We start from the raw sequence: 12119 nt of genomic DNA on the forward strand, positions 1-12119 counted from the left end.
CGGCAGCGGGATGTTCAGGCGGAAGCCCGGGGCAGACACCGTGGCGCGTTTCCGGTCCACGAGCCGAAGATATGACCGGAGCCAGGGAGGAAGCAGAACACCATGAGCACGACCCATCCGTCATACCCCGGTGCCGCCAGATCCACCGTCACAGTCCCCCCACCTTCCGCCACCCCACCCCTGCCCGCCACCAGCGCCGAGTTCGTCAACACCCTGGCGCATTTCCACCGCGCCGAGATGGGCCGCATGGCCGGCTGGCGCGACCGCATCGACCGCACCACCAACTGGGCCATCACCGTGGTGGCCGGCATGCTCTCCGTCTCGCTCTCCACGCCGAGCGCGCATCACGGCGTGCTGCTCTTCGCCATGCTGCTGGTGCTGCTCCTTCTCGTCATCGAGGCCCGCCGCTACCGCTTCTTCGACGTCTACCGCGCCCGCGTCCGCCAGATGGAGCGGCACTACTTCGCCCAGGCCCTGTCCCCGGTGCCGGAACGCGATCCCGGCTGGGCCGCCCTCCTGGCCGAGGACCTGCGCCACCCGAACTTCCTGATCGGCCTGCCCGCCGCCTTCTCGCGCCGCCTCCGGCGCAACTACATCTGGATGTTCCTGGTCCTGCTGCTGGCCTGGATCATCAAGATCTCCACCGCCTCGCTGCAGCATGACGAGCTTGCCGCCGCGTCGCGCACCTCCCTGCCCGCCTGGCTCGGCAGCCTATCCCTCGGCCCCATCCCCGGCTGGGCCGTGCTGCTCGGCATCGCCACCTTCTATGCCTGGCTGATCTATGCCGCGCTCCGTCCACAACATCGTACCGGCGAGCTCGCCCATGGCGAGGTCCATGTCTGATGCCGTCCTGCGGGAGAAGCGATCCTCTCCCGCAGGACGGCACAAGCCTTTCCCGTGCGCCGAACCGCCCTCAGCGGAGCGGCGGCGAGAACTGCAGCCCGCCCTGGTCCCAGAGCCGGTTCAGCCCGCGCTCCAGACCCATCGGCCGGATGTCCCGCTCCCAGGCCTCGCCGTAATTGCCCACGGCCCGGATCGCCTTCGCCGCCCAGTCCTTGCCCAGCCCCATGGAAGGCCCGACCTCGCCCTCCACCCCCAGCAGCCGCCGCACATCCGGCGAGGCCGACTTCATCGCCTCGTCGATGTTGCGGCTCGACACGCCGAGCTGCTCCGCCGCCACCAGCGCGAACTGCGTCCAGCGCACGATGTCGAACCAACCCACATCGCCCTTGCGCACGAAGGCGCCCAGCGGCTCCATCGAGATCACCTCGGGCAGCACCACGAACTCACCGGGATTGCCCTGCCGCGCGCGGAAGCCGGAGAGACCCGTCATGTCGCGCGTATAGGCATCGCAGCGCCCGCTCAGGAAGGTCGCCTGGATCTGGTTCGGATCGTCGATGATCACCGGCCGGAAGGTGAGCCGGTTCTGCCGGAACCAGTCCTGCAGGATCAGCTCCGTGGTGGAACCCGGCGGCACGCAGATCGAGGCGCCGTCCAGTTCCTTCACATGCGACACGCTGAGCGACTTGCGCACCAGGAAGCCCTGCCCGCTGTAGTAGTTCGTCGCCGCGAAGCTCAGCCCCAGCGAGGTCTCGCGCGTCGTCACCCAGGTCGTGCTGCCGAACAGCACATCGACCTCGCCGCTCTGCAGGGCCGGGAAGCGCGTCATCCCCGTCACCACCCGGATCTGCGCCCTGTCCGGATCGCCCAGCACCGCCGCCGCCAGGGCACGGCAGGAGGTCACGTCCATCCCGTGCCACTCCCCCTTCCCGTCCGGCGCCGAGAAGGGCGGGTTATCGCCTTGCATGCCGCAGACCAGCACGCCGCGCGCCTTCACCGCCGCCAGCGTCGCCGAGGGTTCCGCCGCCCGTGCCGCCGACAGGCCGAGCGCGAGCCCCAGCACCGCCGCCCCGATCCGGCCCGTCAGCCGCGCGAGGAAAGGGACAAGATCGGCCATGAGAGAGCTCCGGATGCAGGAACCCGCGCCAGCCCCTCGCCGGCCGGGTCACGCAGCATCGTGAGCAAGCCGCGTACCAGAGGGCAGTCCCCCGGAAGAACCGCACCACGGCCCCCACCCGCCCCCACGCAAAGGGTGCAGGGCCCGCAGGGTCCTGCCGGATGGGGTCCGGGGAAGGTGGCGCCTTCCCCGGGAAACGGCCTCAGACGTTGAAGCGGAACAGCAGCACGTCGCCATCCTTGACGACGTATTCCTTGCCCTCGACCCGCATCTTGCCGGCCTCCTTCGCCCCCTGCTCGCCACCCAGCGCCACATAGTCCTCATAGGCGATGGTCTCGCAGGCGATGAAGCCGCGCTCGAAGTCGTTGTGGATCACCGCCGCCGCCTGCGGCGCCTTGGTGCCGCGCGTGATGGTCCAGGCGCGCGCTTCCTTGGGCCCGCAGGTGAAATAGGTGATCAGCCCCAGCAGCTCGTAGCCGGCGCGGATGATGCGGTCCAAGCCACTATCCTCCAGCCCCAGGCTCTCCAGGAACTCCGCCCGGTCGGCGGACGCCATCTGGCTGATCTCCGCCTCGATCGCGGCCGAGACCACCACTGCCTTGGCCCCCTCGGCGGCGGCCCGCTCGAAGACCCGCGCCGAATGCGCGTTGCCGGTGGCCGCCGAGCCTTCCTCGACATTGCAGACATAGAGCACCGGCTTGGTGGTCATCAGCTGCAGCCGCGCCGCCGCCTCTTCCTGCCCCTTCGGCACCGCCGTGCGCGCCGGCTGGCCTTCCGTCAGCGCCGCGACGATCGGCTCGGCCAGCGCCACGAAGGCCGCGCTCTCCTTGTCGCCGTTCTTCGCCTTCTTCTGCGCCGTCCCCAGCCGCTTCTCCAGGCTGTCGAGATCGGCCAGCATCAGCTCCGTCTCCACCGTCTCCGCGTCGCGGATCGGATCGACGCTGCCCTCGACATGGGTGATGTCCCCATCCTCGAAGCAGCGCAGCACATGCACGATGGCATCCACCTCGCGGATATTCGCCAGGAACTGGTTGCCCAGCCCCTCCCCGCGCGAGGCGCCGCGCACCAGCCCGGCGATGTCCACGAATTCCAGGCTGGTCGGCACCGTCTTCTGCGACTTGCCGACCCGCGTCAGCTCGTCCAGCCGCCGGTCCGGCACCGCCACGCGCCCGACATTCGGCTCGATGGTGCAGAAGGGATAGTTCGCCGCCTGCGCCGCCGCCGTCTGCGTCAGCGCGTTGAAGAGCGTGGACTTGCCCACATTCGGCAGCCCGACGATGCCGCAGTTGAAACCCATGATCCGTCTTTCTCAATCATCGCCCATGCGGGAGAGCTGCCGCAGCCCGCCCAGGGCCTGTCCCGTTCGGCCCCAGCCATTACGCCGCCCGCGCCCGCAGGGCCAGCCGTAAGGCCAGGGCGGGCCGCCGGCACGTCTCCGCGCCGGGGATATGTGGCAGCTCCTGGCAATGGAACCCCGGACGGGCCGAGCCGCCCCCGGGGGCATCCCGGGATGTGTCCCCGGCCGCCACGCCACACCTGCGCCGGAATGGAACCCGCGCCTCAGGCCCCTTCGCGCCGCCAGGCCAGGACGGCCACGCCCAGCACCATGGCCAGGGCCAGCCAGGGCGGCAGCAGGGCGGTCGCGGAGAGCCCCGTCACGGTGTGGTCCTCGTTGCGGCGCAGGCCGATCCAGCCCGGCCCGGCGGTGTCCCGCCCGGCGGCGACGCGACGGATATCCGGCAGTTGCGGCTCCGCCCCCGTGCCCAGCCAGCGCACCGCACCGCCCGTGGCGCGGGCCAGCGGCTCCACCGGCCCGGGATCGGCGCGCAGGTCGGCGATCTCCAGGGGGTTGGGCGCGGCGGCGGCGGCATAGGCGGTGCGCTGCCCGTCGCTCGCCTGCCAGACGCCCGGCTGCTCCGCCGGCATCTCCACCGTGGAACGGCCACCGCCCGCCGCGCGGGCCGGATGCCGCGTCACTGTGCCGTCCGGCGCGGTGACGGCGATCTCGGGCGGCGGCGCGTCCGCCACGCTGCGGCGGGTCACGGTCAGCCGCCCCTCGGACACGCTGGCGGTGAGGTCCTCCTCCTCCAGTTCCGGCTCGCGCATCGACCAGTGGGCGACACGGCGCAGCAGCTCCGCCTGCGGCCCGCCGCCGTCATGGCCACGCGCCCAGAGCCAGATATGGTCGGAGAGCAGCAGCGCCACCCGGCCCTCGCCCACCCGGTCCAGGATCATCAGCGGGCTGCCGCCCGGCGCGTCCATCACCGTGGTGCCGGAACGCGGCTCCGCCCGCAGGTAGCGATACCAGCGCCCCCAGCTCTGCGCCTGCGCGCCGGCATTGGCGCCGGGCAGGCCCTCGGTCACCGGATGGCGCTGGCCGGCATCGGTGACATGGGCGCGGAAGGGTCCGTCCACCTCGGCATCGTCGCCCCCGCGCGGGGCCGGGGCGAAGCCGAAACCCAGCCCGTTGCCGAAGCCCGCCCCGCCCCCGAGGGGAGGGCGCACCGGCAGGACCTGCCCCAGCGGCGTCAGCGCCAGGCTGGTCGGCCCGCTGAATTCCGGCCCCACCGCGAGCAGCAGCGCGCCGCCGCCGCGCACATAGTCGGCAATGTTGCGCAGGTACTGCGGCGGCAGGAAGCCGCGGTTGCTGAAGCGGTCGAAGACGATCAGGTCGAAGTCACGCAGCCGTTGTTGGAACAGCTCGCGCACCGGGAAGGCGATCAGCGCCAGCTCGTTCAGCGGCGTGTTGTCGTCCTTCTCCGGCGGGCGGAGGATGGTGAAGTGGACGAGGTCCACATTCGGGTCGGCCTTCAGCAGCCGCCGCCAGGTGCGCTCCCCGGCATGCGGCTCGCCCGAGACGAGGAGGACGCGCAGCCTTTCCCGCACCCCGTTGACCGTCACCACCGCGCGGTTGTTCAGGGTGGAAACCTCGCCCGGCCGCTCCTCGGCCGCGACCTCGACCACGGTCGGGCCGCCGCGCTCGATCGGCACGGTGATGCGGTGCTCGCGGCCCAGCGGCACGCTTTCCACGCGCGGCGCGGCGCCGTCGCGGCGGATGGTCAGGCGCACGGCGCCGCCATCGGCCGCCCCCCCGGGCGCGCCCAGATCCTCCGCGACCACGCGCAGCTCCACCGACCGGCCGACGATGCCGAAGCCCGGGGCCTCGATCACCCGCAGCCGCCGGTCCACCTCGCCGGGCCGCCCGGCCAGCAGGGCATGGAAGGGTGCGTCCAGGGCAGGGCCGCCGGCGGCGCCGGGCAGCGGGATGTCGTGCACCTGCCCATCGGTCAGGGCGACGATGCCGGCGAGGCGGGCGCGCGGGATCTCGGCCAGGGCGGTCTCGATGGCGCCGTAGAGCCGCGTGCCCCGGTTGCCGCCCTCCTCCACGGTGATGCCGCGGACCTCCAGGTCCGGGATGCGGCCGAGGCGCTGCTCCAGCACCTCCCGCGCCCGGGCGAGCTGCGCCTCGCGCCCGCCGATCCGCGTGCTGGCGCTGTGGTCCAGCACCACCAGGGCGATGTCGGGCCGGGTCTCGCGCGTCTCGGTGACGAGGCGGGGATTGGCCAGCGCACCCAGGATCAGGGCGAAGGCGGCGGCACGCCACCAGGCGCCGCGCGCCCGCCGCCAGAGCGCCAGCGCCGTGGCGAGGACGGCCAGCACCGCCAGCGTAGCCAGCAGCCAGACCGGCAGGATCGGGGCGAGGTCGATGCCCGAAAGGGTCTGCTGCATGCGCTACTGCCCCAGCCGTTCGAGGATGGCCGGGACATGCACCTGGTCGCCCTTGTAGTTGCCGGTGAGGGCGTAGATCACGAGGTTCACCCCGAAGCGGTAGGCGAGCGTGCGCTGCCGCGCCCCGCCGGGCACCACGGCATAGGGGTTGTTGCCGCGCGCATCGACCGCCCAGGCCGAGGCCCAGTCGGCGCCGCCGATGATGGCGGGGCTGACGCTGTCATTGGCACGGTCCACGTCGCGCGCCACCCAGACCGTGCCGCCGGCCCAGCGCCCCGGCACCTCGGCCAGCAGATAGAAGGCGCGGCGCAGCACATGGTCCTCCGGCAGCGGCGCGAGCGGCGGGATGTCCAGGTTCCGGGTCACCCGGCGCAGCGCCTCCTTGGCGCCGGGCGCCATGCCCTCGCCGGAGCCCTCGTCGCGCGTGTCGAAGAGCACGATGCCACCGTTGCGCATGAAGCCGTTCACCGCCTCCGCGGCCCGGTCGTCGAGGTCGCCCGCATCGGGCGAGACCGGCCAGTAGAGCAGCGGATAGAAGGAAAGGTCGTCCACACCCGGGCGCACCGCGGCGGGCTCGGCCAGCGTGGCGGCGGTCCGGCGGTTCACATAGTCCGACAGCCCCGCCAGTCCGGCGCGCGAGACCTCGTCCAGCGCCGCGTCGCCGGTGGCCACATAGGCGAGGCGGGTGGCCAGGGCCGGGGCATCCTCGGCGGGCATGGCCCTGTCGTTCCGCGACGGGGCCTGCGCCTGGGCGGGTCCGGCGAAGCCCAGCGGCAGGAGCAGGACCAGCATGGCGGCACGGCGGGGAAGCCCGGCGGCTCCTGCCCCGCCCTCGCGCCCGAGCAGCCCGCGCTGCACCAGCGACAGCACCAGATCCGCCAGCAGCAGCAGCATCGCCGCCGCCAGCAGCCAGGGGCCCAGGTCACGCTCCACCGGCACGCCGCCCAGCACCACGGCACGCGCACCGGCCGGTGGAGGAGGCGCCAGCACAGGGGCCGGGACATGCGCAGACAGGTTCAGCGCCCGGCGCTCGCCGCCCTCGCCCGGCGTTCCGTACCAGCCCGGCGGATGGGCGGGGCCGGGCACGGTGCCCCCGAGGTCCCGCGCCACGATGGCGGTGGCGGTGGCCGGTGCGGGGCCGAGATGACCGAAGCCGTCCATCGTCTCGATCGGGGCGAGGCGCGCCGTGCCCTCGGCCTCCGCCACGCCGGAGGACAGCGCCACCAGCCGCCGCAGCATGTCCACGAAGAGGCCGGAAAGCGGCAGGTCGGACCAGTCGGCATTGGCGGTCACATGCACCAGCACGATCCGCCCCGCGCCGCGCCCCAGGCCGGTGACCAGCGGCGTGCCGTCGGCCAGCGTCGCCCAGGTCCGCTCGCTCAGCCGGGGCGCCGGCTCGGCCAGGACCTGGGTGCGGATGGCGACCTCGGGCGGCACGGGGAGGCCGGCGAAGGGGGAATTGTCGGGGAAGGCGGCCAGGGGCTGCGGCTTCTCCCAGGACAGCGAGCCGCCGAGCTGCCTCTCCCCGGCGCGCAGCGTGACCGGCAGCAGGGGATCGGGATGTTCCGCCATGCGCGGCCCGGCGAAGCGCAGCAGCAGCCCGCCCTCCTCCACGAAGCGGGTGACGGCCTGCACCTCGCGCGCCTCGGTCAGCGGATAGTCGGCCAGGACCAGCACGGCGAGCTTGCGGGACAGCAGCGTCTCCAGCGGGCCGCGCCGCACCTCCACGAAAGGCTGCAGGGCGCGGTCGAGATAGAAGAGCGTGCCGGTCAGCGGCGTGTCGGCGGCACCGTCCCCGGCCAGCAGGCCGACGGGGCGGCGGCGGAAGCGTTCGTCCAGCAGCACCGAGCCGGCGGCGCCGGTCTCGCCCTCCAGTTCCAGCCGCACCACCTGCTCGCGAATCTCCAGCGGCAGCTCCAGCGTGCCCTCGGCACTGCCCGCTCCGGCGGGAATGGCGACGGCCGCGCGGGCCAGGGTGCGGCCATCGGCGGTGCGCGCCAGCACCGCCGCCTCGCCCGGCGTGGCCGAGGGGGTCTGGCGGATGGTCAGGCGCAGCCGGTCGGCCTCCGCCACCGGCGGCGGCAGGATGCGCAGGGGCAGGGCCGGGTCGCGCCCCGCCACGGTGAGCGGCCCCATCTCCGCCAGCGCGGTGGCCAGCACCGAATCCCCGCCGGCATGGGTCAGCCCGTCGGTGATGAAGAGCGAGGCAGCCTGCCCGCCATTCGCCTGCCGCCAGGAGGCCAGGGCCGTGGCGGCGGCGGCACGGTCCGGCGCCCAGGGCTGCGGCCGTAGCGCGGCGAGGCGGGTCGTGGCCTCCCGCGCCGGCAGGGGCGGCGTGGGCGCCGGGGGCTGTCCATCCGGCGCGGGCGCCGTGGCCAGCAGGGAGACCGGCCGGTCGTCGCGCCCCGCCGCCTCCAGCGCGGCGCGGGCGGTGGCCATGCGCTGCGGCCAGTCGGGGGCCGAGGCCCAGCCATTGTCGATGGCAAGCAGCAGCGGCCCCTGCCCGCCCGCCCCCGCCGCCGCGTCCCAGATCGGCCGCGCCAGCCCCAGCACGATCAGCGCCGCCGCGGCGAGGCGCAGCAGCAGCAGCCACCAGGGGGTGCGGGCCGGCGTCTCCTCCGCCACCGGCAGGTCGCGCAGCAGGCGCGTGGGCGGGAAGGACTGCCGCTTCGGGGAGGGCGGCGTGACCCGCAGCAGCCACCAGAGCAGCGGCAGGGCCGGCAGGGCGAGCAGAAGCCAGGGCGCGGCGAAGAGCAGGGGACCGAGATTCATGCGCCGCCCCGCCCTCCGCCCCGGGCTGGGGCCAGGGCCTGCCAGAGGGCGAGGAGCGCGGCCTCCGGCGGCTGGTCGGTGCGGTGGACGAGCAGGTTCCAGCCGGCGGCGCGGGCGATGGCGGCCAGGCCGTCGCGATGCGCCGCCAGGCGCTCGGCATAGAGTTCGCGGATGCCTTCGACGCGCGGGACCAGCGTGGTGTCACCTCCGGACAGGGCCTCGAACCGCACCCGTCCGGCGAAGGGCAGGCTTTCCTCCGCCGGATCGAGCACCTGTACCAGATGGCCATGCACGCCCTGTGCCGCCAGGGCCGAGACGGCGCTTCGCGTTTCCTCCAGCGGCGCCAGGAAATCGCCCAGCAGCACGGCGCGGGCGTGGCGTGGCAGGCGCTGGTCGCGGGGCGGGTCGGTGTGGCGCGCGAGTGCCTCGGCCAGGACCGGCAGGGCGCCGCGCCCAGCCAGGGCACGCCCGTCGCCGAAAAGGCGCAGCCGTTCCCCGCCGCGCAGCAGCAACGCCCCCAGGGCCAGCAACAGGAGCTCCGCCCGCTCCCGCTTGGTGGGGCGGCCGGGGCTGCCGGACCAGTCCATGCCCGGTCCCGCATCGCGCCAGAGGCCCACGGTCTGGGCCGCCTCCCACTCCGTCTCCCGCACGAAGAGCCGGTCGGTCTTGGCGCTCTGCCGCCAGTCCATCCGCGCCAGGCTGTCGCCGGACACGAAGGGACGGAACTGCCAGAAGGCATCGCCCTGCCCCGGGCGGCGGCGACCGTGCACGCCCTGCATCACCGTGGCGGCGACACGCTCGGCGGCCACCAGCAGCGGCGGCAGCGCCCCGGCGGCGGCCTCGGCACGGGCGGCGCGGTCGATGGCGGAGCCGCTGTCCGGGCCGGGCTTCCCGCCTCCTCCGGAGCTGCCGGCGGCGCTTCCGGATCGGAACAGGCCGAGCGCCACCCGGTCAGCCGATCCCGGCGCGCAGGGCGGCGATCACCTCCGGCAACCGCACCCCGTCCGCCCGCGCGGCGAAGCTGAGCGCGAGGCGGTGCCGCAGCACCGGCTCGCAGAGCGCCGCCACATCGTCCAGCGATGGGGACAGCCGCCCGTCCAGCAGCGCCCGGGCGCGGGTGGCCAGCATCAGCGCCTGGGCGGCGCGCGGCCCGGGGCCATAGGCGAGGTGGCGGCTGATCTCGGCGCCGCCCTCCCCGGGCCGGGCGCCGCGCACCAGGTCCAGGATCGCGTCCAGCACCTTCTCCCCCACCGGGATACGCCGCACCAGCGCCTGCGCGGCCAGCAGCTCGCCCGGCGAGAGCACGGCGACCGCCTTCTCCTCCACCGCGCCGGTGGTGGCGAGCAGCATGGCGCGTTCGGCGGCGGCATCGGGGTAGCCGACCTCGACCTCCATCAGGAAGCGGTCGAGCTGGGCCTCCGGCAGCGGGTAGGTGCCCTCCTGCTCGATCGGGTTCTGCGTTGCCAGCACGTGGAAGGGCGAGGGAAGGTCCATCACCTCGCCGGCCACGGCCACCTTGCGCTCCTGCATCGCCTGCAACAGGGCGGACTGGGTGCGGGGCGAGGCGCGGTTGATCTCGTCGGCCATCAGCAACTGGCAGAAGACCGGCCCCTTGATGAAGCGGAAGGCGCGGCGGCCGCGGTTCTCCCCCTCATGGGCCTCCTCCAGCACCTCGGAGCCCAGAATGTCGGCCGGCATGAGATCCGGGGTGAACTGCACCCGGCGCGCATCCATGCCCAGGACGGTGGCCAGGGTTTCCACCAGCTTGGTCTTGCCAAGGCCCGGCACGCCCACCAGCAGCACGTGGCCGCCGGAGATCAGGCTGGTGAGAACCTGCTCCACCACCTGTTCCTGGCCCAGGATCACCCGCCCCACGGCCTCGCGTGCCCGGCCCAGCCGGTCGGCCAATATTTCCGCCTGCGCCATCAGCGCGGCACCGTCCTCGCCATTTTGCGAGCGGGGATCGCCGAGCACCACTTCCACCATGCCTTCCCCTCTCCCTATATGCACCCCCGCCGGGCAAGGTTGGACGGACCTTCCCCGGCTGTGGATGTTCAGTCGTCACGGCATGGATCAGCCTATGACCCTAGCGGCGCGCGAGGAAACAACGAAACCGCTACCCCCGGTGACATTCCGTAAGCGGGACTGCGGCGACTTCGACATGCGGATCGCCCGGGACGGCACCTGGCACTACCGCGGATCGCCCATCGGACGAAAGGAGCTGGTCTGCCTTTTCGCCAGCGTTCTCAAGCGGCTGCCGGATGGCGGCTATATCCTGGAGACGCCCGCCGAGCGTGGCCGGATCGCGGTGGACGACGCCCCCTTCGTGGCGGTCGAGATGTGCTGGCGGGACTGCGACTGCGAGGGCCACGGCGTGAAGCTGCAATGCGTCAGCTTCCGCACCAACCTGGACGAGGTCGTGACCGCCGGGCCGGAGCACCCGATCCGCGTGGAGACCGACCCGGAGACGGGCGAGCCCAGCCCCTATGTGCTGATCCGCCCCGGACTGGAGGCCCGGATCAGCCGCCCCGTCTTCTACGAGATGGTCGCCCTGGCCGAGACCGAGGTGATCGACGGCCGCCGCGTGCTCGGCGTCTGGAGCAAGGGCATGTTCTTCCCGGTAGGCGACCACCCGGAGGAGGCGGACGCGCTGGAGGATGGCTGGGACGAGGACAGCCCCGCCGGGTGACGCATGATGGCTTGCCGGCCCCCCTTCCGCCCTCCCTTTCCGCCCGGGAGATCGCCCAGCGCCTGACGACGGCCCTGGCGCCGGGACGGATGCCGTCCCTCTATCCCAGCACCACGCCCGACAGCACCGGCCTGCCCGAGGAACTGGACGCGCCGCCTCCACCGGAGGAGACGGAGCCGGGGACCGGCCTGCGCCGCGCCGCCGTGCTGGTGCCCGTGGTGCTCGGCGAGGCCCCCTCGGTGATGCTGACCCTGCGCGCGGCCACGCTGTCCGCCCATGCCGGGCAGGTGGCACTGCCGGGCGGGCGGATCGAGGCGGGCGAGACACCCGAGGCCGCCGCCCTGCGCGAGGCCGCCGAGGAGGTCGGGCTCGACCCCCGCCTGCCGCAGATCCTGGGCCGCCTGCCGCAGCACGTGACCGGAACGGGCTATCATGTCGTGCCCGTGGTGGCCCTGCTGCACCCGCCCTTCACCGTGACGCCGGCCCCCGACGAGGTGGCCGAGGTCTTCGAGTACCCGCTGGCCCGCCTGCTCGACCCGGCGCAGCCGGAACGGCGGAATCGCCTCGTCGAGGGGCGGGAGCGCGCCTTCTGGGTCTGGCCGCATGAGCGGCACCTCGTCTGGGGCGCCACGGCGGCGATCCTGCGCAACCTCGCCCTGCTCCTGCGCGGCTGATGCTGCTCCGCCTCCTTCCCATGCTGCTCTTCCTGGCACCCTTCGCCGGCTTCCTGGTCTGGCGCCGCTGGCGGCCGGGCGAGGCGGACCCGCCCTGGCCCTTCCTCGCCCTGGCGGGGGCCGGGCTGGCCCTGGCGGTGGCGGGGCTGGTGGCCTATGGGCTGTCCCGCCGGATGGAGCAGGGCAGCACCTACGTACCCGCCCGGCTGGAGCCGGATGGCCGGATCGAGCGCAGCCATGCCATGCCGCCGCGATAGCGCCCTTCCATGCGGGCCGGGGCGACGGCCCCGTGGCAGGG

At 73.7% G+C, this 12119-nt stretch carries 10 protein-coding genes; 4 read left to right on the plus strand and 6 right to left on the minus strand.

Features of this window, described 5'->3' with window-relative positions; translation table 11 throughout:
- Nucleotides 1-102: 102 nt before the first annotated feature.
- The gene (locus tag RGI145_RS14265) at nucleotides 103-843 is read left to right on the plus strand and encodes a DUF2270 domain-containing protein (RefSeq protein ID WP_083670734.1); all 741 of its coding nucleotides are present in this window, start codon (nucleotides 103-105) and stop codon (nucleotides 841-843) included.
- A 70-nt stretch (nucleotides 844-913) separates the two neighbouring features.
- On the opposite strand, the gene RGI145_RS14270 is transcribed toward RGI145_RS14265, so the two are convergent.
- The 6 genes from RGI145_RS14270 to RGI145_RS14295 form a co-directional block, all read right to left on the minus strand.
- The gene (locus RGI145_RS14270; protein WP_075798863.1) at nucleotides 914-1957 is read right to left on the minus strand and encodes an amino acid ABC transporter substrate-binding protein; all 1044 of its coding nucleotides are present in this window, start codon (nucleotides 1955-1957) and stop codon (nucleotides 914-916) included.
- A 202-nt stretch (nucleotides 1958-2159) separates the two neighbouring features.
- A complete protein-coding gene (ychF, locus tag RGI145_RS14275; protein ID WP_075798864.1) occupies nucleotides 2160-3254 on the minus strand; it encodes a redox-regulated ATPase YchF in 1095 nt (364 codons plus the stop codon).
- 263 nt (nucleotides 3255-3517) lie between these two features.
- Nucleotides 3518-5686, minus strand: coding sequence for a hypothetical protein (locus RGI145_RS14280; protein ID WP_075798865.1), 2169 nt, complete (start codon nucleotides 5684-5686; stop codon nucleotides 3518-3520).
- 3 nt (nucleotides 5687-5689) lie between these two features.
- Nucleotides 5690-8458, minus strand: a complete 2769-nt coding sequence (locus RGI145_RS14285) for a DUF4159 domain-containing protein (protein ID WP_083670736.1) — start codon at nucleotides 8456-8458, stop codon at nucleotides 5690-5692.
- Nucleotides 8455-9405 carry a DUF58 domain-containing protein gene (locus tag RGI145_RS14290; protein ID WP_156878547.1) on the minus strand — a complete coding sequence of 317 codons (951 nt, stop codon included), beginning with the start codon at nucleotides 9403-9405 and terminating at the stop codon, nucleotides 8455-8457. The genes RGI145_RS14285 and RGI145_RS14290 overlap by 4 nt, the downstream gene beginning before the upstream one ends.
- Before the next feature lie 4 nt (nucleotides 9406-9409).
- Entirely contained in the window at nucleotides 9410-10384 is a 975-nt protein-coding gene (locus tag RGI145_RS14295) for an AAA family ATPase (protein WP_418314511.1), read from the minus strand.
- Between the two features lie 199 nt (nucleotides 10385-10583).
- On the opposite strand from RGI145_RS14295, the gene RGI145_RS14300 reads away from it, so the two are divergent.
- Genes RGI145_RS14300 through RGI145_RS14310 form a run of 3 tightly spaced genes read left to right on the plus strand, consistent with a single transcriptional unit; the run spans nucleotide 10584 to nucleotide 12078 of the window.
- Nucleotides 10584-11147, plus strand: a complete 564-nt coding sequence (locus tag RGI145_RS14300; protein WP_237183076.1) for a DUF1285 domain-containing protein — start codon at nucleotides 10584-10586, stop codon at nucleotides 11145-11147.
- An 11-nt stretch (nucleotides 11148-11158) separates the two neighbouring features.
- On the plus strand, nucleotides 11159-11821 hold the full coding sequence (locus tag RGI145_RS14305) for a CoA pyrophosphatase (protein WP_237183077.1): 663 nt from the start codon (nucleotides 11159-11161) through the stop codon (nucleotides 11819-11821).
- A complete protein-coding gene (locus RGI145_RS14310) occupies nucleotides 11821-12078 on the plus strand; it encodes a hypothetical protein (protein ID WP_075798868.1) in 258 nt (85 codons plus the stop codon). Before RGI145_RS14305 ends, RGI145_RS14310 begins: the two co-directional genes overlap by 1 nt.
- Nucleotides 12079-12119: the final 41 nt, after the last annotated feature.

Source organism: Roseomonas gilardii (genome assembly GCF_001941945.1).
Taxonomy (GTDB): domain Bacteria; phylum Pseudomonadota; class Alphaproteobacteria; order Acetobacterales; family Acetobacteraceae; genus Roseomonas.

Bases quoted from the DNA above. Each gene is read 5' to 3' on its own strand.
- RGI145_RS14285 (WP_083670736.1), bottom strand. From the start codon at position 8,458: ATGAATCTCGGTCCCCTGCTCTTCGCCGCGCCCTGGCTTCTGCTCGCC.
- RGI145_RS14265 (WP_083670734.1), top strand. From the start codon at position 103: ATGAGCACGACCCATCCGTCATACCCCGGTGCCGCCAGATCCACCGTC.
- RGI145_RS14310 (WP_075798868.1), top strand. From the start codon at position 11,821: ATGCTGCTCCGCCTCCTTCCCATGCTGCTCTTCCTGGCACCCTTCGCC.
- RGI145_RS14270 (WP_075798863.1), bottom strand. From the start codon at position 1,957: ATGGCCGATCTTGTCCCTTTCCTCGCGCGGCTGACGGGCCGGATCGGG.
- RGI145_RS14295 (WP_418314511.1), bottom strand. From the start codon at position 10,384: ATGGCGCAGGCGGAAATATTGGCCGACCGGCTGGGCCGGGCACGCGAG.
- RGI145_RS14280 (WP_075798865.1), bottom strand. From the start codon at position 5,686: ATGCAGCAGACCCTTTCGGGCATCGACCTCGCCCCGATCCTGCCGGTC.
- ychF (WP_075798864.1), bottom strand. From the start codon at position 3,254: ATGGGTTTCAACTGCGGCATCGTCGGGCTGCCGAATGTGGGCAAGTCC.